The sequence below is a fragment of the Streptomyces collinus Tu 365 genome, from assembly GCF_000444875.1.
In the GTDB taxonomy this organism is placed as follows: Bacteria; Actinomycetota; Actinomycetes; order Streptomycetales; family Streptomycetaceae; genus Streptomyces; species Streptomyces collinus_A.
In genome coordinates this window covers 6,372,112-6,392,396 of the sequence record NC_021985.1, presented here as the reverse complement: position 1 = coordinate 6,392,396, position 20,285 = coordinate 6,372,112, and the positions used below count along the sequence as shown (strand labels likewise).

Below are 20,285 nucleotides of genomic sequence, written 5' to 3'. Positions count from 1 at the left end.
ATGGCAGCGATCGATCTCGACACGTATGTGAAGGGTGTGCTCGACGGCAGGCGGGCCCTGGTGGCCCGGGCCATCACGCTCGTCGAGTCCACCCGTCCCCAGCACCGGGCGCTGGCCCAGCAGTTGCTCACACAGCTGCTGCCGCACAGCGGCCGGGCGCGGCGGATCGGCGTGAGCGGGGTGCCGGGTGTCGGCAAGTCGACGTTCATCGACGCGTTCGGCACCCTGCTGACCTCCCAGGGCCACCGGGTGGCCGTCCTCGCGGTGGACCCCTCCTCGACCCGCACCGGGGGCTCGATCCTCGGCGACAAGACGCGGATGGAGCGGCTGGCGGTGGACCCGGCGGCCTTCGTCCGGCCCTCCCCCAGCGCGGGCACGCTGGGCGGCGTCGCGAAGGCCACCCGGGAGTCGATGGTGGTCATGGAGGCGGCGGGCTACGACGTGATCCTGGTGGAGACCGTCGGCGTGGGCCAGTCGGAGACGGCCGTGGCGAACATGGTCGACTCCTTCCTGCTGCTCACCCTGGCCCGCACCGGCGACCAGTTGCAGGGCATCAAGAAGGGTGTGCTGGAGCTGGCCGACGTCATCGCGGTCAACAAGGCGGACGGCCCGCACGAACGCGACGCGAAGGCCGCGGCCCGCGAACTGTCGGGTGCGCTGCGCCTGATGCACGGCAAGGACACGTTCTGGACGCCTCCCGTGCTCAGTTGCAGCGCCCGGGAGTCGTCGGGCCTCGACGTGGTGTGGGACCGCCTGGAGCAGCACCGCTCCCTGCTGGACTCCACGGGCCGGCTCGCCGCCAAGCGCCGGGACCAGCAGGTCGACTGGACCTGGTCGATGGTCCGGGACGAACTCCTGGACCGCCTGCGCACGCATCCCGCGGTGCGCGAGGCCGCCCCGGGGCTCGAACAGCGGGTGAAGGACGGCTCGCTGACGGCGACGCTGGCGGCGGAGGAGATCCTGCGGGCGTTCGCGGGCACCGGCGGGGCCGGGGACCGGGCCGAGGGCTGACCTCGGCCGGTCGGCCGGAACTATTCGGTCGTGTCGTCAGTTTCCACGGTGCTGACGACATCGCGACTCGACCTTCTGGAGTTCTCATGGCCCTGTGGGACCGCATCAAGGAATCCGCCTCGACGATGCAGACCCAGCTCGTGGCGAAGAAGAACGATCTCAAGAGCGGTGCGTTCCGGGACGCGAGCATGGCGATGTGCGCGCTGGTGGCGGCCGCCGACGGCACCGTCGACCCGTCCGAACGGCAGCGGGTGGCCCAGTTGATCGCCTCCAACGAGGTCCTGCAGAACTTCCCCGCCGACGACCTGCGCCGGCGCTTCGAGGACAACCTGAACAAGCTGACCGCCGACTTCGCCTTCGGCAAGGTCAGCGTGCTGCAGGAGATCGCCAAGGCGAAGAAGAAGCCCGCCGAGGCGCGTGCGGTCATCCAGATCGGCATCGTCATCGGCGGCGCGGACGGCGACTTCGACAAGACCGAGCAGGCCGTCGTGCGCGAGGCGTGCTTCACCCTCGACCTGCCCCCGCACGAGTTCGACCTCTGACCGGGGCCCCGGGGCCCCGGGGACACGTCGGCGCCGGGCCGGGGCCGGGCGCCCGGGCCCGGGCATGTCAGCCGCGCGACAGCGTGACGGTGGCGGGCTTGCGGTGCGGGCGCGGGGTGGGACGGCTGGGATGCCGTACCGCAGACCAGGATCCGCGCCCCTCCCGGCGGCAGGGACGACCGCGGACGCCGAGCCGGCGGGCGGCGCGGGCCGGCCCCGGCCGGCGGTGAGGGAGCGCCTGACCGGCGGTCCCCGCCGTGGTTAGCGGCGGTGGGGACAGCGATCGGACTCCGACCGGTCCGCCCGACCGGTCCGGCGGGTGCACCGCCCGCCCGGCGGCACCGCGTGGCGAGCTCCGCACACGCGGCCGCGCCCACACGCCGCCGGTTCCGCACCCGTCCCACCCCGCCCTCCCCTCCCCCCTTGTCACTCCTCCGCGCGCCGCGCCTGTACGTAGTACAGCCAGGGCCGGACGTCACCGTGGCCGCTCACCTCGAGGCCGGCGTCGGCGACGAGGCCGTCCAGGACGTCCACCCGGTTGTGCGCCATGGCGTGGGCGGTTCCGCCGTGCACCAGGAGGCGGCCGAGGTGACTGTTCGGCGGCCGGAACTCCGCGACCAGCAGCCGCCCGCCGGGGCGCAGCACGCGCCGCATCTCGCGCAGGGCCGGGAGCCGCAGGCCCTCGGGGAGGTGATGGAGCATCAGGCTGGTGACGACCGTGTCGAAGGACGCGTCGGGCAGGTCGAGCGCCTCGGCGATCCCCTCGCGGTAGGTGCAGGGCGCGCTGCCGGGGCGCCGCTTCCGGCCGCGGGCGTGGGCCAGGACCGGCGGCGAGGGGTCCACGCCGGTGACCGCGCCGTCCGGGCCGACCTGGGCCGCCATGCGCCGGGTCAGGTAGCCGGTGCCGCAGCCGACGTCGAGGACGCGGTCGCCGCGTCCGGCGCCGCTGAGTCCGGCGAGCCGGGTGAAGGCGCGGTCGCGGCGGCCGGCGAAGAAGACGGCGCCGAAGAGTTCGTAGGTGCGCGGACTCGCGATGGTCACGCCGGGCGTGTCCGGGTGCGGTCCGCCCTGCATGAGGCTTCCGAGGGGCATGGATCTCCTCCATAACTTAGTCAGGACTAAGTACGGTTTCAACTTAGTCCTGACTAAGAAAGGTGGCAAGGGGCTTACGATGACCGACGTGACCGAGCCCGGCCCCCGCGCCCGTACCCGCACCCGTCTGCCCGCCGCCGAACGCCGGGCGTCGATCCTGGCCGCGGCCACCGAGGTGTTCTCGGAGACCGGCTACCAGCGCGGGAAGGTCTCCGAGATCGCCAAGCGGGTCGGGGTCAGCGAGCCGGTCGTCTTCCAGAACTTCGGCTCGAAGGCCGCGCTGTACCGGGCGACGCTGGACCACGCCGTGGAGTCGGTGTCCGCGCTCCTGCACCAGGCCGCCGACACGGGCCGTCCGGTCCCCGAGGTGCTGACGTCCTTCCTCGACCCCGCGCACCTGGACCGCTTCCACCGGCCCGGCGCGCACGGGTTCCTCTTCGCGGACGCCACGGCCCTGGCCCACGACCCGGACCTCGGCGAGGCCCTGCGCCAGGTCCACCAGCACCTCGCCGACATGCTCGCCGGCCTGCTGGAGCGCGGCCGGTCGGCCGGCGACATCCGGCGGGACGTCGACGCACGCACCGCCGCCTGGTGGCTCGTCTCCCTCCTGGCGGGCCGCTCCTTCCGGGCGGCGGTCGTCCCCGACCGTGACAGGGTGGAGGCCGAACTGACGGACCTGGCACTACGTGCGCTGCTGCCCCGCGGGGACGGGGGCCACGGGGAGCCGTAGGACGACGGAACCCGGGTGCGCACCCTCGTCCCCTCACTCGACGTACCGCGCGACCCCGGTGACGACGTGGAGGGCGTGTTCGAGGGGGCCGCGCCGGAAGCGGCGGGTCCACAGGGTCGCCAGCAGTGTGGCGGCCACGGCGAAGCCCACGAGCACCGGCAGGGCGTTCATGGCGTCGCTGTCGACCGCCGGGACGTACCAGACCTCGTCGAAGAACCAGAGCGCGACGATGTGCAGGACGTACGCGGTCAGCGCCATCTGCCCGACCGCCACGACCGGAGTGGCCGCGCGCGTGAGGCGCGGCAGCCTCTCCACGACCGCGAGGCAGGCGGCGAGCAGGGCCACCGCGACGCCGGTGTTGCCGATGACGGAGAGAGTCGTCTGGCTGTGCGGCGCGGCCACGAGCAGCCAGGCGAGCGGGGTGTGGCCCTCGGGTGTGCCGACGGTGTCCGACCACCACGCCGACCCCGGCGAGCCGCCGTCGGCGGCGGCCCCGACCGAGGCGAGCGCGCCCGGGACCAGGTGCAGGGCCAGCCAGGAGCCGCCGTAGCCGAGCACGGCGAGCGCCCCGCCGGTGACGGCCAGCCGGGGCCGGACGCCGGGCCGGGTGAGGTCGAGCTTGGCGATCGCCATGCCCGCGACCACGAACGGCATCCAGGTGAGCGCCGGGTAGTCGCCGGTGACCAGCAGTTGCGTGAAGCCGCCGGAGCCGCTGAGCCTGGCCAGCGGGTCCCAGGCGGCGACGGTGTCCGCCCAGTCGCCGCCCTCGATCGCCTGCCGGAGCACGTAGAGGAGCTGGGGCAGGACGAGCGCGCCGGCGGCCGCGACGAGGGCGAGCGGTCCGGCCCGCAGCCGGTACAGCGGGACCACGGCGATGAAGATCAGGCCGTAGTAGCCGAGGATCACGTTCACCGGGGTGTCCAGTGCGGTCAGGGCGTAGCCCAGCACCACGAGGACGCCGGCGCGGATCGCGACCCGGGCCACCGCCTGCCGGCCGGGACGCCCGGTCCGGGGGTGCGGGCGGCCGGTGATGATGACCAGCGAGAAGCCGGCGAGCAGCGCGAAGAGGGCGGAGGAACGACCGCGGGCCGTCTCCAGCACGAACCCCACCGGGCCGCCCACGGTGACGTCGGGCCCGACGTGCGCGGAGAACATGCCGAGCACGGCGAGACCGCGGGCGAGGTCGACACCGATCAGCCGCCCCGTCGAGGCCGCGTCACCGGAACGCCCGGGGGCAGGGCTCGCCGCGGGCTGGGCCTCTCGCGGCGCACCCGCCGTCCGCTGAACCTCACGCGCACGCGAAGGACCCGCCGCACGCTCACGCGGTGCACCCGCCGCCCGCTCAGCCTCACGCGCATGCGAAGGACCCGCCGCCCGCTCAGCCGCACAGGGTGCGCCCGTCACCCGCTCGGCCTCACGCTCACGCGATGCACCCGCCACCCGCTCAGCCTCACGCTCGCCCGGTGCACCCGCCGCCCGCCCCGCCGGACGAGGTGCAACCGCCGCCCGCTCGGCCGCACGCTCAGCCGGCGGTGGCCCCGCCAGCCGCTCGTCCGCACGCTCAACCGGCGGTGGCCCCGCCAGCCGCTCGTCCGCACGCTCAACCGGTGACGGCCCGGCCGCACGCTCGCGCGGCGCACGGGCGGACATGGCCGACCACGTCTTCTGGGTCATGTCTCCAGGTTCCGCCGGGCGGCCGCCACGGCTCACCCGCCGTCCTTCCGAAGGCACCCCGCCGGTCGGCCGGAGCCGGCCCGACGACCGGCCGGTGCCGCGCCGCCAATCGGCGGGAATCACCGCCGCCGCGCTGTGTGTGCGGCCCACGGTGGTACGCATCCGGACGAACGCATCCGAACGGGGGGTGGGCGACGAGCGGAGCGCACGTGATCCGGGTCCTGGTGGTCGACGACGAAGCCCTGGTCCGCACGGGCTTCACCCACATCCTCGCCACGGCCGAGGACATCGAGGTCGTGGCGGCCGTCGACGGCGGCCAGGCCGTGCGGTCGGTGCGCGAGTCGCGCCCCGACGTCGTCCTGCTGGACATCCGGATGCCGGACGTGGACGGCCTCACCGTACTGGCGGAGCTGCGCCGCATGACGGACCCGCCGATCGTGGCCATGCTCACCACGTTCGACGCCGACGAGTACGTGGCTGCCGCCCTGCGCTCGGGCGCCGCGGGCTTCCTGCTCAAGGACACCGACCCGGAGCAGCTTCCGTACCTGGTCAGGGCGCTGGCCGAGGGCGGGACGGTGCTGTCGTCCAAGGTGACCCGCACGGTGGTGGACGGCTATCTCGACAAGGGCGAGCGCGAGCCCGCCGCCCGGCTCGCGGCCCGGCTCACCGAACGGGAGCGCGAGGTCCTCGTGCTGATGGCGGACGGTCTGGCCAACGCCGACATCGGCGAGCGGATGCACCTGAGCGCCGGCACGGTGAAGGGCCATGTCAGCGCCGTGTTCGGCAAGCTGGAGGTCAGCAGCCGGGTACAGGCCGCGCTGGTCGCCGAGCGGGCGGGCCTGCTGGGCCCGGAGCGCAATCCGGAGCGCACCCCGGAGCGGGACGAGGCCGCCGGATGACGCGCCGGGGGGCGACCCGCAACGGGCTGACGCGCCGCGGTGTGCCGGCCGTACTGCTGGACGTGCTCCTGGTGCTGGTCGCCCTGGCGGACACGTGGGCCAACGTCGACCTGGGGCAGCAGCCCGCCGTGAGCTGCGCGCTGCTCGGCTCCTTCGCCCTGCTGCTGCGCCGCCGCCTGCCGCTGACGACGTTCCTGCTGACGGTCCCCACCGCGATGGTCTCCGACGCGGTGTTCGCCACGCTGGCGGCGCTGTACACGCTCGCCTCGCTCAGCCGGCACCGGGTCCTGCTGGCCTGCTGTGCCCTGACGTACGCGATCATCGACTTCCTGCCCTGGCCGTGGTCGACGCTGCGGGCCAACGAGCTGTCCGGCACCCACAACGTCGTCCACCTCATCTACGCCGTGGCCACGGCGGCCGCCCCGGTCTTCCTGGGCCAGCTGGTCCAGGCCCGCCGGGAGCTGTCGCTCCGGCTCACCGAGATCACCGAGGCCCGGGAGCACGAGCGGCTGCTGACCGCGCAGGGCGTGCTGGCGCGGGAGCGGGCGCAACTGGCGCGGGAGATGCACGACGTGGTCTCCCACCAGGTCAGCCTGATCGCCGTGCAGGCCGGAGCGCTCCAGGTGAGCAGCCAGGATCCCGAGGCGAAGAGGGGCGCGGCCGCGATCCGGCGGCTCAGCGTGCAGACCCTGGACGAGCTGCGGCACATGGTGAGCGTGCTGCGCGCCTCCGGCAGCCGCCCCACGGAGCTCACCCCGCAGCCGTCCCTGGCCGACCTGCAACGGCTGGTCGACGGCAGCGGCATGGAGGCGGAGCTGAAGACGGACCTCCCCGAGGGGTTGTCCCCGCCCGTCCAGCGCGCCGTCTACCGGACGGTCCAGGAGGCCCTGACCAACGTCCGCAAACACGCGCCGGGCGCCACGGCCACGGTCCGCCTCCACCACGTGAACGGCCGGGTCGAGGTCACCGTCACCAACACGGCACCCACCCGCCCCCCGCTCCCCCTCCCCGGCGCCCACCACGGCCTGCTGGGCCTGCGCCAACGAGCCGAACTCCTCGGCGGCACGGTCACCGCGGGCCCCACCCCCGACGGCGGCTACGAACTCCACCTCGACCTCCCCAGGGAGGGGGCGGGGTGAGCCGCGCCCGGCGCTGCGCGGCACCCGGGCCTGAGCCGGCCCTATGCCTCGCCCCTCACCGCTTCCTGAGCCATCTCCACGAACCGTGCCACCTTCGGATGCCCTCCGTGCCGCGGGTACACCAACTGCAGGGGCACCCTCGGGGCGTCCGGGATCTCCAGGAACGAGACGAACGCGTGGATGTGCTGGCGGCCCACGAACTCCGGTACGACCCCGAGCCCCTTGTTCGCGGCCACCGCCTCCAGCCATTCGTCGAAGTTGCGGCACGTCACCGCTACTTCGGGCCGTCGGTCCGCAGGCCATTCGTCGAGGTTCGTCGTCCCGCTCACCTCGTTCAGCACGAGTCGGTGGTCCGTGATCTCGGTCCAGCTGATCTCCTCGCGCCCGGCGAGCTCCGAACGGGTCGATACGGCCACGATCCTGCGCTCGTGCAACAACGTCACCGACCGCATGTCCGACGGCACCGAGACCCGCCCGCGCAGCACCGCCACGTCGGCCTGCCCCCGGTCCACCCCCGCGAGCTTCGCGTCATGGCGTCGCACGCTCACCGTCATGCCCGTCTCCGCCTCGAAGCGCGCGATCACCACCTGAGGCCAGGGGGACGGGAAGCCCCAGGCGAAGCCCACGCGGAACGCGTCGTCCGCCGGTCCGGGCCACAGCGCCGCCTCCAGCCTCGGTATGAGGACACTCAACTGGGCGTAGAGCGCCTCACCGTCCGGGGTGAGCGTCACCTGCCGCGTCGTCCGTTCGAGCAGGCGTCTGCCGAGCAGGGCTTCGAGGCGCCGCATACTGCGACTGAGCGTCGGCTGGGACACGTCCATCCGCTTCGCCGCACGGGTGAAGTGCCGTTCTTCCGCGACCGCGAGGAAGCCCCGCAGATGGTGTAACTCGACTCCCATGATCGACACCATATGCGGAGCGGCCGAGGAGCCCCGCGCCTTCGGTGACGTACGGGACCCGGCCGGCCGGCCGCCCCGCCAGCGACATCAGCGCCGCGGCGGCCACCGACACGGCGGCGAGCCACGCGTTCGTCGTGCCGAACGCCGCGTGTGCCGTGCCGGTGTGGTCGGTCAGGGCGAGGTAGACGGTGCCGAAGACCGCCACGCCCATCGTTCCGCCGACCTGGAGCGTGGTGTTGAACAGGCCGCTCACGTCGGACGCGTACGCCGCCTCGACGGACTCCGTCAGGTGCGCCAGCGTCCCGCTGAAGGCCGCGCCGTAGCCGATCCCGCCGATACCCAGGAGCAGCACGAGCCACCCGGTGCTCTGCAGGCCGGCCGCCACCCCGGCGAAGGCCACCGCCATCAGCAGGGCGCCCACCGGTGCCGCCAGGCGGCGCGTGCGTGCGCCCGCCCGCCCCAGGGCCGGGCCGGCCAGGGCGAAGGTGGCCACCCATGCGATGGGCAGGAGTCCCGCGTACACCGCGCTTTCGCCCAGGCCCTGCTGGAGGTGGAGCGCGAGGACGAAGAGCAGGGCGAAGTAGCCCGCGCGGGTGACCGCCTGGGAGACCAGAGCCAGGGCCACCTGACGGCGGGCGAGCAGCGCCACGTTCATGAGCGGTTCGCCGCCGCCCCGCGCAACGTCCCGCTCGGCCTTCGCGAACAGCGCGAAGGCCGGCAGCGAAGCGGCGAGCGACGCCCGGGCCCACCACGGCCAGCCCGCGTCCTGCCCCAGCACCAGGGGAGCCACCAGCAGGAACAGCGCCGCGGACAGGAGTCCCACGCCCCGCAGGTCCAGCTTCCTGGCGCCGCGGTCCTCGTCGGCAGGCAGGAACACGCAGGAGGCGACGAGCAGGACGATCCCGATCGGCACGTTGACGAGGAAGATCGGCCGCCACCCCGTCCCCAGGACGTCCGCCGAGACGAGGACGCCGCCGAGGGCCTGCCCGATGACCGAACTCACCCCCAGGACGGCGGTGTACGCGCCCAGCGCGCGGCGCCGCGCCTCCCCGTCGAAGGTGACCTGGATGCCCGTCAGCACCTGCGAGACCATCAGCGCCGCGCCCCCGCCCTGGATTACGCGCGCCGCCACCAGCGTGACGCCGTCCGGCGCGAGGCCGCAGCCCAGGGAGGAGAGGGTGAACACCGCGAGGCCGGCCAGGTACGTCCGGCGGCGGCCGCGGATCTCACCCAGGCGGGCTCCGGTGATCAGCAGCATCGCGTACGCGAGGGTGTACCCGGAGACGATGAGCTCCAGCTCGCCGCCGGAGGCGTGCAGGTGGTCGCGGATCGAGGGGATGGCCACGTTCACCACGGCGATGTCCACGTTCCCGAGGAACATGCCGCCGAGCAGCGAGGCCAGCACCCAGCCCGCGTGCCGCCGGGAAGGAGGTCCCCCGGTCCGGCCGGCCCGTCCGTCTCGCCCGCCCCCTCGAGAAGGAGGGCGCCACAACCGGACCGGACGAAGTACAGGTGCCACCAGGCGTGCGCGTGGGGGACCCGGAATTCTCATGGCGTATCCCCGTCGGGTAGTTGGAAGGGAACCGCCGTGAACGACGGCGCCCGCAACGTAGCCCGGGGCGACCGGGCGGGAGAAATAGCTTCCGGCACCCATTGATTCGCGGAGCGCATGAATGACTTCCCTGAGTGCGGGGCGTCAGCAGGACGCGATGCGCGTCAATCCGCCCCCCACCTTCCTCCGACTCCTCACGCGAAGGACGACGACCCCATGCCCTCACTCCGCTCCCACGCCGTGATCGACGCGCCCCCCGCCTGGTGACCGAGTCCGGCCGTCCCGTCACCGAGACCGAGGCACGCGGGCCCGTCCGCATCCGCCGCGCACTCGGGTGGCGAAGCCCTGGCCTCTCGGTCGTCCGGCCGCACAGCCTTTCGGGTGCCTATCGGGTTCTGAAGCGGCGGAAGAGGTTGCGGGCCACGTACACGCCCGGGCCGCCGAAGCCGACGACGTCGACGCGTCCGTCGCCGGTGATGTCGGCGAGGAAGCGGGGATGGCGGTCGACGCGCCAGGCGCCTGCGTCGTCGTTGTACCCGAAACCGCGGCACACGAGCTGGGCCTGGTCGAACCGGCCGTCACCGCGGTTGTGCGACACCCAGACCCCTTCGTCGCCGAAACCGACGATGTCCGGGTTGCCGTCGCCGGTGACATCGGCGAGGAACCGGAGGTGCCTGCCGCCCGTCCAGCCCTGGGCGTGCCCGAAGTCGTTCAGGACGAGTTGCGAGGGCTCGAACGTGCCGTCAACGCGTCCCCGTGAGACGACGACGCCCTGGGGGCCGAACCCGATGATGTCCATCTTCCCGCCACCGATGGTGCGGACGAGGAACCGGGGGTGCTCCTCGACCGACTTCCACCCCTGGTCCGTCCCGAAGTCGTCGAGGACGTAGAGCGGTTCGGCGAAGGTGCCGCCCTCGTCCTGGAGCGAGATCCAGACACCGTCGTCATGACATCCGACGATGTCGGTGCGTCCGTCGCCGGTGGTGTCGACGAGGAACCGGGGATGCTCGTCGACGAGCCACCCGCCCGCCTTCTCGTCGTGGCCGAACGCCCGGAGGGCCGGTTCGTCGGGGAGCGGCGCGAACTTCCCTTCCTCGTCCTGGAGCGAGATCCAGACGCCGTCGTCGTGGCAGCCGACGATGTCGCGTCTGCCGTCGCCGGTGGTGTCCACGAGGAAACGGGGGTGCTTGTCGACGAGCCATCCGCCGGCCTTCTGGTCGTGGCCGAACCCCTTGACGGCCGGGGTGCCGCCCGCCGGCGTGAACGCCCCGCCGCCGTCCCGGGGGGGACACGCGGACGCCGTCGGCGCACAGTGTGACGGCATCGGGCTTGCCGTCGCCCGTCATGTCGGTGACGGCCCACAGGTCAGCCGGATGCGGGGAGGACGGGGGCCGGTGCAGGACTCGTTCCTCGTCGTCGAACGTGCCGTCGCCTCTGCTGGACGCGGTCACAGCCCCCTTCGCGGGTTTGAGCCCCACGACGTCCGCCCGGCCCGACCCCGTGGTGTCGGCGAGGAAGCGCGCACCTGCTCCGGCCCATCCACCCGGTTGCCCGTTGGGCGGGCGGCCGGCCCCGGCGCTCCCCCACCCGCCGGCGTTCTGGTCGCTGCCGAAGCGTTCGAGGACCAGCAACAGGTCGCTGAAGGAAGGCGCCGCGCCGGGTGCCGGGCGCACCGCGGCCGACCGGGACAGGCGCCAGGACCGGCGGCCGTTCCAGTGACCCAGGGGTGTCCAGGACAGCACGAGGTCGCTGGTGCGCTCGGGTGCGGCGGTGACGAACCGCCAACGCTGGCTTGCCGCGTTCTCGTCGTACGCGCGCAGGATCACCCGTGTGCCGTCCTCGCCGGGGTCGGCAAGGTCGAGAACCGTCTCGTCGGTGACGGCCTCGATGAAGCAGAGGCTCGCTTCGCCCTCGACGGGGACGACGCGCCACTGCTGGTTCCTCCTGCCCGCGGCGGCGTTCGCCTGGCGCACGCCGTGGTCCGCGGCGGCGGGGTTGTCGAGCACCTTGCCGCCGACCGCGGTGCGGATCACGTACACGGGGTCGTCGCCGGGTGCGGCCGCTACGGGAGTGAGCTGCCACTGCTCGGGCAGCGGGTCACCGCCGGGAGAGTCTCTCCGGCAGGCCGCCGTCGAAGCGGGCGTCAGCTTCAGCACCCTCACCCGGGTCGAAGCTGGCGCCCAGCCCGACCTCGCCACCTTCACCCGCCTCTGCGCCTGGCTCGGCGTCTCCCCGAGCCGCTTCTTCACCCCGACCGCCACCCGCCAGATGTCGCCCCTCGACCAGGCCATCACCCACCTCCACGCAGACCCTCGGCTCACCGACGACGCGGCGAACAAGATCAGCTCTGTTCTGCGCGACCTCTACGACGCCCTCGCGAAGGAGGCGGTCCCCGGCGTACCCGCCCTTGCCTGCCACCTCCGGGCTGCCTCGGTGTTGCGCCCCGGTGTCCCCCAGCGGCTCGCCGACCTGCTCACCGACATGAACACCGAACTCGAACGACTCGTCGAAGCAGGCGAACTGTGACCCTCCCCCGAGGCTTCAAGGCCAACGCCGAACGAGAAGCCCTCCGACTGCGCCGCGAACTCGACCTCGGCGACACCGATGCCCTGAACGTCGACGACCTCGCCGACCACCTCAAGGTCAAGATCGTCAGCGCCGAGAAGCTCGTCAGCCGCACCCGCCTCGAAGAACTCGAACGGGTCCAGGCGTACGCCTTCTCCGCCGCGACCTTCCAGGTCTCCGGCAGGAACATCGTCGTCACCAACCCGCTCCGAACAGCGGGTCGCAGGGCCAGCGACGTGGCCCACGAGCTCTCCCACCTCGTCCTGAAGCATGACCTGACCGAGATCCGCGAAGTCAATGGCATGCCCTTCAGGACCTGCCGCCCCGACGAGGAAGAACAAGCCACTGCCTTTGGCGGAACACTCATGCTTCCCCGCCCCCTGCTGCTCGGCGCAGTCCGCCGCCAGTGGGGGCCGACGCAGATCGCCGAGCACTACGGAGTGACCGAAGAGATGGCCCGATACCGGTACAACACCACTGGGGTGGCCAAACAGGTCCGAGGCCGCTGACGGCGCCGGAGGTAGGCGCTGTCAGTCTGCCGCTTGCCGCCGGGACGTGGCGCGGGAGCAGGCAAGTACTTCGGTTCGCGGACTCTGCGCATGTCGGGCCGCCGCCAGCGCTGAATGACGCACGCGTACGAGCGGTGCGACGGTACGTCGATACGCGATCACCGACCTTCTCGACGACCTTGCGGGAGCATCTGCCGCATCGGCATGTTCGTCAGGTCTGACCGCCTCGGTTAGCCATCGCAGCCGAAGCCTCGGTCAGCACCACCCAGGCCGCCTTGGTCCCGCAGTTCGTGACCTGGAACCCCCACTGTCCCTGGGTCAGCTCGTTCACGATGTGCAGGCCCCGTCCGCGCTCAGTGAGCAGCCCGCTCACTACCTCCGACGCGGTGGCTTCCGGCGAGGACACGGCAGCCAGGTAGAGGTCCGGAGGGAGAAGAGGATTCCCGTCGTGGATCTCGCAGATGTATCTTCCGGCAACAGAGCGAAGGTGTACCTCGTACGGGCCGCGCGCGTGCTCGTGCGCGTTCGCCACGAGCTCGGAGACGGCCAGGACTCCGTCGCTGACGAGGTCTCCTGACAGGCCCAGATCCTTGAGGACACGTCGCAGAACCGCGCGGGCTTCGCCGGTCGGGTTGATGGTGTGGTCGGTCCAGCGGTACACGAGGCCGAGAGCGGCGGACGGCGCGCTGATCATCGGGCGGCGGACCTCCTGTGGGTGACGTCGGTGGCCGTCTCCCGGAGCTGCGACGTGGTCGCGGAAGCGCGTCAGGCACGCCGCTGAGAGGCGTACGGCCGCAGGAAGCACCCCAGCTTCGGGCGCGCGACCCCGGGAGGATCGTGGCTCAGGCACCAGCCATGAGACCGGTCGCGAGTCACGCACTCAACGATGGCCGCCGGTGCCCCTGATGCTCATGGGCGTTTATGAGCGCGAGGGCCAGCGAGCGACAAGGCACTCCAGCGAGACCGCCGACCCGCCGTCGGCCTGCGCTTCCGTCCGTCTGGTCACTGGGAGTATGGGCGGGTGAGTGCTGACGTGTTGGGACGCTGGGTGCCGGATCGCCCCGAGGATGTGGCCATGGTCTTCGCCAAGGCTGACTTCCCGTGGTGGATCGCCGGTGGCTACGCGATCGAACTCGCGGTCGGCCGCGAGCTGCGCGCACACGGCGATCTCGACGTCCTCGTCCTCCGGCGTGACCAGGCCCTCGTACATGAACTGCTGGCCGACTGGGACCTGCACGTGGCGGATCCGCCTGGCCAGGGGGAGTTGCGACCGTGGCGTCCTGGAGAGGTCCTTCGACCGCCGCTCCACGACATCTGGTGCCGCCGCACGTCCAAGGCGCCCTGGTCGGTGCAGCTCATGCTGGACGAGGCCGAGGGAACCCAGTGGGTCTCGCGGCGCACCCCGCAGATCCGGCTCCCGATCGACAAGCTCGGGTGGACAAGCGAGGCGGGCATCCCATACCTCGCGCCCGAGGTGCAGCTCTTCTACAAGGCCAAGGCGACCCGGGACAAGGACGAGACCGACTTCGAAGCGGTACTGCCGCTGCTCGATGCTCCGGCACGTGCCTGGCTGGCGGACGCGATCAAGGTGATCGCGCCCGGCCACCCCTGGATTCGCCGACTCCTTCCGGTCAGCCGAACGTGAGCAGCGGAACGTCGTAGAGGTCGGGGTTCCGGGGCCGGGTCATAGTGGGCGCCGCGACCTCCACGATCAGCAGCTCGCTGAGGAACTGGACCGTGGCGCTGAGGAGATGGCTCGTCCTGCCGTCGGCCGACTGGGCCTTCAAGCCGGCGGAGACGTGGATGTGCGGAAGTATCCCGCCGGTGGCCGGGTCGTGGGCGAATGTGCCCGCGCCGAACGCCTCGACGTTGGTGACGTACGTCTTCGCCCAGACCGGTGCGTCCGGGTCGGCGAGCTTCTCGCAGGCACCCACGATCTCGGCCTCCGCGAAGGCCCCGATGAACGAGGGGATGTAGCCCTGCCGTACGTCGTTGTCCCGGCAGAAGGTGGACAGCGCCTCGAAGAAGTCCTCCCCGTGGTCGAAGGTGACGCCGAAGGTACGGCCAACGGTCAGCTCGTGAGCGCGCATGTGCGGGTGTCTCCTGACGGGATGGGATCAGCGGGCGGAGGCGGTGGTGAAGGTCTCGCGGACCGTCGCCCCGTCGGCGCCCTGGGCAAGCAGGGCGTGGAGGAGGAGCCGCGCATGGTACGGGCTGAGGTCTCCGGCGCCAATGAGTCCTCGCCCGAGGAGGTCCTTCTCGGAGCCGGGGAAGCCGTACGTGTCGGACAGGACGGATCCGTTGCCGATGCGGGAGGCGAGGACCACGGGGATGCAGGACGCGAGCTTGGTGAGCCCTTCGACGAGGCGCTCCGGGACGTGGCCGACGCCGAAGGCCGCGACCACGAGTCCGTCGCAGTTGCCGTCCCACAGGTCGAGCAGGGTGCCGTCGTCGCCGAGGGTGACGGTGTAGAGCCCGACGCGAGCCTCACAGTCGGGCGCGCTGACGAGCGGTCCGCGGGACGGCAGGCCACCCATCATCCGCACCCGGTTCTCCTCGACCCGCGCGATCGGGCCGCTTGCTGGTGAGGTGAAGGCGGCGGGGCTGGTGGTGTGGGACTTGCGGACGGTCCGGGCCGAGTGGATCTCGTCGCCGAGTACGACGAGGCAGCCGGCGCCCCGCAGGCCGGGGGCGGCGGCGGCTAGGACGGCGGCATGGATGTTGGCCGGGCCGTCGGCGCCGGGCAGGGTGGGGTTTCGCATCGCGCCGGTGACGACGACTGGCTGCTCATGGCCGTGGTAAAGGTCGAGGAGGAAAGCAGTCTCCTCGATGGTGTCGGTGCCCTGGGTGATGACGACGCCGTCCACGCCACCGGCCTCCAGCTCCGCCGTGATCGCGGCCGACAGTGCGGTGAGGTCCTCGAAGGTCAGGGAGGCGCCGGGCAGACGCCGGAAGTCCAGCACCTTGAGGCCGATGCCGCTCGTGGCCAGAGCAGGTACTGCGGCGAGGAGTTCGTGGGCCGAAAGCGCGGGTACGACACCTCCGGTGGTGGGATCCGTGGTCATGGCGATCGTGCCGCCGAGGGAAAAGACCGCCACGTTCCTGACCGACTCCGTCATATCCCCTGCTCCCCTGTCCAGACGCCGCCGAGCACGGCCTCACGAGTGGTTCACGCAGGCTATCGGGTCGGCGCCGTCCGGGTACGCGGGATGATCACTAGCTGCTCGGCCACGAACCGGCAGGCAGCCTCCAGCCCTTCGAGGCCGAGCAGCCGGCTGCGCGGCCGGGCGAACCGCTCCGTGCCGACGGCCGACAGCTGGGCGCACCGACGACCGAGCCAGGCGGCGTCGAGGCCGAGGTACTCCGCCGTCGCTGCGAGGCGCTGTCCGGCCTGCTCAGCCGCTGTGGCCGAATTGTGGCTGACGTGGCCAGTCACATCGGCGAAAGTCCGCAGGGCTCCCGGCCGCGCGGTGACCGCAAGGCGGGACGCTCCCGCGGTCCGTACCCAAGAGGCAATGACAGCCCGGCGCCCGGGAGAGAGGGCGAAGCCGTCAGTGTGTGCGAAGCCTCCGTCGTCGGTCACCCAGGTACGGATACCGAAGGACTCCATGAGCGCGATGGCGAGGAACAGCAGAACGCGCTCATACGCCGACGAGGAGGCGATCGCCGTCTCGGGGACGCAGAACCCCCGGCCGCTGGTGCCGCTCGGACGTCGGGGGGCCGTTCGTTCGAGGTATTCGAGGTAGCGGTATTTGTGCCGGAAGAACAGCCATGTGGCGGCCTCTTCACCACGCTGTTCCCTGGTCCAGAAGACGGGTGCGTCGCCCAGGTGGTCACGGTTGCCCAGGATGTACCGAGCTGCGGTCTCCGAGCCGATGAGCATCCGGGAGACTTCGGTCAGGTCGGCGGCGATTGGCGCGCCTGCGGAAACGGTGAGCGACGCCAGCGAGGTGTGCAGGGGCTGATCGTCGCCGAGCAGCGCCGCCTCGAATCCCGACACGGCCCACAGGATGCCGTAGGTCAGGTCGTCCAGTTCGTACGCGGCCGGTATGTCGACCGGGTCGGATGCCGTGGCACTTACGCCGCTCGATCGGGCATCGGTGATGAACTGCCGTACCGCCCCGTCCACCGTGCGGTTCGCAACGACGAGCGCGCGCATCGGCATGGTGCGCCAGGCATCCAGCTCCGGGCGGGAGTCGAGTCTCAAGTTGTCCCCGAGGAAGGAGGCTGCGGGAAGCGTCAGCACGGGAAGCGCCGTCGTCGGGACGGACCGGCCGGCGGGTAACAGAAGCTGGCCCGGTCCTTCGGGCAGCGTCGCGTACCCACGGGCTCCGGTACCCGCCGTTCCCGGTCGGCCCGTGGAGTCCGGGATGTGCGGATCGGCCGTGGGCAGGAGCCCGAGCAGCTCCTCCGGGACTCCGAGCGCATCGGTCCACTGGACGAACTGCCGTCGGTCGCGAATCTGTTTGAGCCCTCGTTCCAGTCTGCTGACCTCGGCCTGGTCGATGCTGACCATCCGCGCTACGCCGGCCTGGGAGAGGCCCGTGTGCTTCCTGAACAGCTTGACGACGGTGCCGAGTTCCCATGCGGCCACGGCTCGCCGGACCGTCGGATCACGCCAGAAGCCCGGGTCGGCCCGTCGGGCGGCCGGCCCGCCCTGGCACGAGGCGCATCGTGTACCGGCATTGAAGCGGCTGAGAAGGGCACCGCAGCGCGTACACCGCCGCTGTCCGCTGTCGACCATGGTCGGCATTCTCCCTCGCTCTGTGATCACCCGGGCACGTTCCGCTGATGGGGCTCATAAACAGTCATAGGCGTGGGCCTTCGTGGCGGCCATCGTGGTGGAGCACCGCCGACCGGAGCCGCGTGCCGCGACTCCCCGGACGTGAGGATCCGACCTGTGACCTCCTTGACCCTGCCACCCCGGCCCCCCGGTTCGCCGCCGCTCGCCCATGCCTGGCAGACGCTGGCGGACGGGCTGCTGACCCAGCGGCTCCATCTCCATCTCGACGAATGGCGGGCTGCCGTCGCCGAGGAGAAGGCGCTGCCGGATGTGCCGGGCGCCGATGTCTCCGTGCTGGCCCAACGCCCGTCTCCGCTGCTGGCAAGCGACGAGTCCGCGATGGCACTGCTGGATGACGCCGGGCTCGGCTTCTGGTGGGAGCTGCCCCAGAGGCACGGAGCGGAGCCGCGGAACCAGCGCGGGGCACTTCACCACGCCGCCGACACCGCTGCCCAGAACCTCCTCGCGGAGCAGTCCGGGGCAGCCTGGTCCGACGCCGTGACCGCCGTCAGCGACGCCGCCGCGTGGTGGGTGGGCTTCTTCACGGTTATCCGCCACCGCGGGGTTCACCACATCACGCTGGAGCCGCACCCGGGCCCGCTCCATGAGCAGGCCCTGGGCACCGCCGTGAGCGTCGTGGCCCACGGCATGGCCACGCGGGTGCTGGAGACGGCGCTGCGCGACTCCGCCGACGACCAGGCCCTCCGCGCCACGTACTGCCGGGCCATCGAGGCCGGCATCTGCGCCGAGCCCGAGCTGCCCCGCCTCATCGACGAGTTGGCGGAGCTGCGGCTGGTGGACCTGGTATCCACCACGGCCCGCTGGCGGGGCCGTTTCACCAAGTACGCCGGCGGCACCGGGGCGGGGCAGGTCGAATGAACCACCGCTATCCATTCATCGTCATCGAGGGGCTCGACGGCACCGGCAAGACGACGCTACGCAAGGGCCTGTTCCGGCTCTGGGAGGGGCTCTACGGCGTCACCCCGCTGTGCGTGCTTACCACCAGCTTCCTCGCCGCCGACCAGGCCGCCGCCATCGTCACCGGCAAGTACCAGCCGAACGCCGGAAACCGTGACGCCTACCTGTCCGCGATCGCGTCGGACAAGCGGGCCACGCTGGATCGCCTTGTGCTCCCTCAGCGACCGGCCCGGCCCGTGATCACGGATCGCTGGCTGCTCAGCGAGCTGGCCTTCTTCGCCGTGAAGCACGGCATGAGGGCGTCGGAGACGTACGAGACGCTGGCCGCGCACCTCACCGTGGCCCCCGATCTCACGCTCGTCCTGGACCTGGAGACCGACGCCTCGATGAGCCGGGCGCAGGCCCGACAGGGAGACGCCGTCCGAGCCGACTGGGACGTGCACGACGTCCAGAGCCGGGTTCGTGAGACCTATGAGGCCGTGGTCACGAAGCCCGACCAGTTCCCGCTCCTCGGCGACGTGGTCCGTCTGGATGCCCGCCGCCCCCGGTCCGAGGTGCTGCTCGCCGCCTGGGACGTACTGCGCGATCGACAGCTGGTACCGCCCATCGCCGCCCACACGGAAGGAGGAGAGACCCGTGACTGACGGCACGAAGGCGAGGCGTCTGCGCGAGGCCCTCGACGACAGCGAGCGGAAGCACCCTCTCCTGGCGATCGGTGCGGTGAACGCGCTCGCCGCGCACGTCGCGGCGGAGGCGGGCTTCGACGCCCTGTGGGTGAGCGGTCTGGAGGTGTCCGCGGCCTCCGGGCTACCGGACGCCAACGTCCTGGGCCCCCGGGACCTGTCCGACGTGGTCGCCTCCCTCGGCCGCGTCACCGAACTGCCTGTCATCGTCGACATCGACAACGCGGGCGGCTCGGGGCGCACGGCGGAGCGGTTCGCGTACGACCTGATGCGCGCCGGAGCCGCGGCAGTGTGTGTCGAGGACAGCGCATACCCCAAGTGCAACAGCTTCGCGGCCCACCGTGCCCAGAGCCTCGCCGACCGGGACCTGCTGTGCGAGCAGGTGGGGCGCATACGGAAGACCGCCGGTGACGGCCTCGTGGTCGTGGCCCGCACCGAGGCCCTGATCGCCGGCGAGGACATGACCACGGCGATCGCCCGCGCCGAGGCGTACGCCGACGCCGGAGCGGATGCGATCCTCATCCACTCCAAGGACGCCACCGGTGACCAGGCGCGGGCCATCGGACGCGCGTGGAACCACGGCGTACCGCTGGTCAGCGTGCCCACGGCGTTCCCCGACCTGAGCGCCGCCGAGCTCGGCGAGGCCGGCTTCCGCCTCTGCATCTACGCGAACCAGCTCAGCCGTGCCGCCCTCGCGGGTATGCGCACCGCCGCCCGTCAGTTCCGGCGCGGAGGGAGCTTCCGCTCCACCCTCGCGGGGTCCCTCGCGGAGGTCGGCGACCTGATGCGCGTCGGCGAACCGGAGGCGCTCTCGTGCCTCTGACGCCCGAACTGCCTCGGATCAGCGTCTCCGTGAAGGCGGCGATCGTGCGCGACGGTGCCGTCCTGCTCCTGTCATACGACGACGAGGCCGGGTTCCACTACAACCTCCCCGGCGGCAAGGCGCAGGTCGGCGAGGACCTGCGCCAGGCCGTGAACCGCAAGGTCGCGCAGGAGACCGGCCTGCAGGTCGTGGCCCGGCGTCTCCTGTGCGTCGTCGAGTACGTCCCCGAGTCGTGGCAGGGCGAGTTCGGGGACGTACAGAAGGTTCAGTTCAACTTCCTCGCCGAGCAGGTGGACGACGCCGAGCCGCGCATGCCGGAACCGTCGGACCCCATCCAGGTGGGCTTCGAGTGGGTTCCGCTGGAACGTCTGGGCGACGTGTACCTGCTGCCCCGGATCAACCGCCCGCTGTCGGCGGCGTTGAACGGGGAGCTCGCCGACCCCTTCGTGGACAGGTGGTGACCCTC

19 protein-coding genes and 2 pseudogenes are annotated in these 20,285 nt (G+C 71.9%); 12 read left to right on the top strand and 9 right to left on the bottom strand.

What is annotated here, in order from left to right:
• Complete coding sequence (meaB, locus tag B446_RS27785; protein ID WP_020942751.1) at window positions 1–1,011, top strand: methylmalonyl Co-A mutase-associated GTPase MeaB; 1,011 nt, start codon at window positions 1–3, stop codon at window positions 1,009–1,011.
• Window positions 1,012–1,097: 86 nt separating this feature from the next.
• On the top strand, window positions 1,098–1,553 hold the full coding sequence (locus tag B446_RS27780) for a tellurite resistance TerB family protein (RefSeq protein WP_020942750.1): 456 nt from the start codon (window positions 1,098–1,100) through the stop codon (window positions 1,551–1,553).
• A 426-nt stretch (window positions 1,554–1,979) separates the two neighbouring features.
• Here the strand turns inward: B446_RS27780 and B446_RS27775 are convergent, their stop codons facing one another.
• Window positions 1,980–2,645 (bottom strand): class I SAM-dependent methyltransferase, encoded by a 666-nt coding sequence (locus B446_RS27775; protein ID WP_020942749.1) that lies wholly within the window; start codon window positions 2,643–2,645, stop codon window positions 1,980–1,982.
• A gap of 79 nt (window positions 2,646–2,724) precedes the next feature.
• Between B446_RS27775 and B446_RS27770 the strand changes: the two genes are divergently transcribed.
• On the top strand, window positions 2,725–3,375 hold the full coding sequence (locus tag B446_RS27770) for a TetR/AcrR family transcriptional regulator (RefSeq protein ID WP_020942748.1): 651 nt from the start codon (window positions 2,725–2,727) through the stop codon (window positions 3,373–3,375).
• Window positions 3,376–3,408: 33 nt separating this feature from the next.
• Here B446_RS27770 and B446_RS27765 read toward each other — a convergent pair whose 3' ends face one another.
• Window positions 3,409–4,530: a DUF418 domain-containing protein gene (locus B446_RS27765; protein ID WP_043479224.1), complete on the bottom strand. Its 1,122-nt coding sequence runs from the start codon at window positions 4,528–4,530 to the stop codon at window positions 3,409–3,411.
• 728 nt (window positions 4,531–5,258) lie between these two features.
• Here B446_RS27765 and B446_RS27760 point away from each other — a divergent pair.
• Together B446_RS27760 and B446_RS27755 are read left to right on the top strand one after the other, a co-directional pair.
• A complete protein-coding gene (locus B446_RS27760; protein WP_020942746.1) occupies window positions 5,259–5,948 on the top strand; it encodes a response regulator in 690 nt (229 codons plus the stop codon).
• The gene (locus tag B446_RS27755) at window positions 5,945–7,087 is read left to right on the top strand and encodes a sensor histidine kinase (protein WP_020942745.1); all 1,143 of its coding nucleotides are present in this window, start codon (window positions 5,945–5,947) and stop codon (window positions 7,085–7,087) included. Before B446_RS27760 ends, B446_RS27755 begins: the two co-directional genes overlap by 4 nt.
• Window positions 7,088–7,128: 41 nt before the next feature.
• Here B446_RS27755 and B446_RS40445 read toward each other — a convergent pair.
• The 3 genes and pseudogenes from B446_RS40445 to B446_RS27740 form a co-directional block, all read right to left on the bottom strand.
• Window positions 7,129–7,914: pseudogene (locus B446_RS40445) on the bottom strand (LysR family transcriptional regulator); the annotation flags it as partial.
• Window positions 7,796–9,391, bottom strand: coding sequence for an MFS transporter (locus B446_RS37475; RefSeq protein ID WP_020942743.1), 1,596 nt, complete (start codon window positions 9,389–9,391; stop codon window positions 7,796–7,798). The gene B446_RS37475 and the pseudogene B446_RS40445, both read right to left, overlap by 119 nt.
• 532 nt (window positions 9,392–9,923) lie before the next feature.
• Window positions 9,924–11,700 (bottom strand): annotated as a pseudogene (locus B446_RS27740) (FG-GAP-like repeat-containing protein).
• Between B446_RS27740 and B446_RS40990 the strand changes: the two are divergent.
• Together B446_RS40990 and B446_RS27730 are read left to right on the top strand one after the other, a co-directional pair.
• Window positions 11,609–12,064, top strand: a complete 456-nt coding sequence (locus tag B446_RS40990) for a helix-turn-helix transcriptional regulator (protein ID WP_328285326.1) — start codon at window positions 11,609–11,611, stop codon at window positions 12,062–12,064. The pseudogene B446_RS27740 and the gene B446_RS40990 sit on opposite strands and share 92 nt — an antisense overlap.
• Window positions 12,061–12,612: an ImmA/IrrE family metallo-endopeptidase gene (locus B446_RS27730; RefSeq protein WP_020942740.1), complete on the top strand. Its 552-nt coding sequence runs from the start codon at window positions 12,061–12,063 to the stop codon at window positions 12,610–12,612. The genes B446_RS40990 and B446_RS27730 overlap by 4 nt, the downstream gene beginning before the upstream one ends.
• A 211-nt stretch (window positions 12,613–12,823) precedes the next feature.
• On the opposite strand, the gene B446_RS27725 is transcribed toward B446_RS27730, so the two are convergent.
• Complete coding sequence (locus B446_RS27725; RefSeq protein WP_020942739.1) at window positions 12,824–13,306, bottom strand: ATP-binding protein; 483 nt, start codon at window positions 13,304–13,306, stop codon at window positions 12,824–12,826.
• A gap of 381 nt (window positions 13,307–13,687) precedes the next feature.
• On the opposite strand from B446_RS27725, the gene B446_RS27720 reads away from it, so the two are divergent.
• Window positions 13,688–14,257 carry a nucleotidyltransferase domain-containing protein gene (locus tag B446_RS27720; RefSeq protein ID WP_020942738.1) on the top strand — a complete coding sequence of 190 codons (570 nt, stop codon included), beginning with the start codon at window positions 13,688–13,690 and terminating at the stop codon, window positions 14,255–14,257.
• Here the strand turns inward: B446_RS27720 and B446_RS27715 are convergent.
• From B446_RS27715 to B446_RS36190, 3 genes are read right to left on the bottom strand one after another with little or no spacing between them, the layout of a single operon-like run.
• The gene (locus B446_RS27715) at window positions 14,244–14,702 is read right to left on the bottom strand and encodes a PPC domain-containing DNA-binding protein (RefSeq protein ID WP_020942737.1); all 459 of its coding nucleotides are present in this window, start codon (window positions 14,700–14,702) and stop codon (window positions 14,244–14,246) included. The two genes, B446_RS27720 and B446_RS27715, sit on opposite strands and share 14 nt — an antisense overlap.
• Before the next feature lie 27 nt (window positions 14,703–14,729).
• Window positions 14,730–15,731, bottom strand: a complete 1,002-nt coding sequence (locus B446_RS27710; RefSeq protein WP_020942736.1) for an asparaginase — start codon at window positions 15,729–15,731, stop codon at window positions 14,730–14,732.
• Between the two features lie 59 nt (window positions 15,732–15,790).
• Entirely contained in the window at window positions 15,791–17,356 is a 1,566-nt protein-coding gene (locus tag B446_RS36190; RefSeq protein WP_420010341.1) for a helix-turn-helix domain-containing protein, read from the bottom strand.
• Between the two features lie 156 nt (window positions 17,357–17,512).
• On the opposite strand from B446_RS36190, the gene B446_RS39965 reads away from it, so the two are divergent.
• Genes B446_RS39965 through B446_RS27685 form a run of 4 tightly spaced genes read left to right on the top strand, consistent with a single transcriptional unit; the run spans window position 17,513 to window position 20,280 of the window.
• The gene (locus B446_RS39965; RefSeq protein WP_020942734.1) at window positions 17,513–18,274 is read left to right on the top strand and encodes a hypothetical protein; all 762 of its coding nucleotides are present in this window, start codon (window positions 17,513–17,515) and stop codon (window positions 18,272–18,274) included.
• Window positions 18,271–18,957, top strand: a complete 687-nt coding sequence (locus B446_RS27695) for a dTMP kinase (protein ID WP_020942733.1) — start codon at window positions 18,271–18,273, stop codon at window positions 18,955–18,957. Before B446_RS39965 ends, B446_RS27695 begins: the two co-directional genes overlap by 4 nt.
• Complete coding sequence (locus tag B446_RS27690) at window positions 18,950–19,819, top strand: isocitrate lyase/phosphoenolpyruvate mutase family protein (RefSeq protein WP_020942732.1); 870 nt, start codon at window positions 18,950–18,952, stop codon at window positions 19,817–19,819. Before B446_RS27695 ends, B446_RS27690 begins: the two co-directional genes overlap by 8 nt.
• Complete coding sequence (locus tag B446_RS27685) at window positions 19,810–20,280, top strand: NUDIX domain-containing protein (RefSeq protein ID WP_020942731.1); 471 nt, start codon at window positions 19,810–19,812, stop codon at window positions 20,278–20,280. The genes B446_RS27690 and B446_RS27685 overlap by 10 nt, the downstream gene beginning before the upstream one ends.
• Window positions 20,281–20,285 lie beyond the last annotated feature (5 nt).

Bases quoted from the DNA above. Each gene is read 5' to 3' on its own strand.
- B446_RS27710 (WP_020942736.1), bottom strand. From the start codon at position 15,731: ATGACGGAGTCGGTCAGGAACGTGGCGGTCTTTTCCCTCGGCGGCACG.
- B446_RS27775 (WP_020942749.1), bottom strand. From the start codon at position 2,645: ATGCCCCTCGGAAGCCTCATGCAGGGCGGACCGCACCCGGACACGCCC.
- B446_RS36190 (WP_420010341.1), bottom strand. From the start codon at position 17,356: ATGGTCGACAGCGGACAGCGGCGGTGTACGCGCTGCGGTGCCCTTCTC.
- B446_RS27755 (WP_020942745.1), top strand. From the start codon at position 5,945: ATGACGCGCCGGGGGGCGACCCGCAACGGGCTGACGCGCCGCGGTGTG.
- B446_RS27770 (WP_020942748.1), top strand. From the start codon at position 2,725: ATGACCGACGTGACCGAGCCCGGCCCCCGCGCCCGTACCCGCACCCGT.
- B446_RS27720 (WP_020942738.1), top strand. From the start codon at position 13,688: ATGGTCTTCGCCAAGGCTGACTTCCCGTGGTGGATCGCCGGTGGCTAC.
- B446_RS27695 (WP_020942733.1), top strand. From the start codon at position 18,271: ATGAACCACCGCTATCCATTCATCGTCATCGAGGGGCTCGACGGCACC.
- B446_RS27765 (WP_043479224.1), bottom strand. From the start codon at position 4,530: ATGTTCTCCGCGCACGTCGGGCCCGACGTCACCGTGGGCGGCCCGGTG.
- B446_RS27715 (WP_020942737.1), bottom strand. From the start codon at position 14,702: ATGCGCGCTCACGAGCTGACCGTTGGCCGTACCTTCGGCGTCACCTTC.
- B446_RS27780 (WP_020942750.1), top strand. From the start codon at position 1,098: ATGGCCCTGTGGGACCGCATCAAGGAATCCGCCTCGACGATGCAGACC.
- B446_RS27725 (WP_020942739.1), bottom strand. From the start codon at position 13,306: ATGATCAGCGCGCCGTCCGCCGCTCTCGGCCTCGTGTACCGCTGGACC.
- meaB (WP_020942751.1), top strand. From the start codon at position 1: ATGGCAGCGATCGATCTCGACACGTATGTGAAGGGTGTGCTCGACGGC.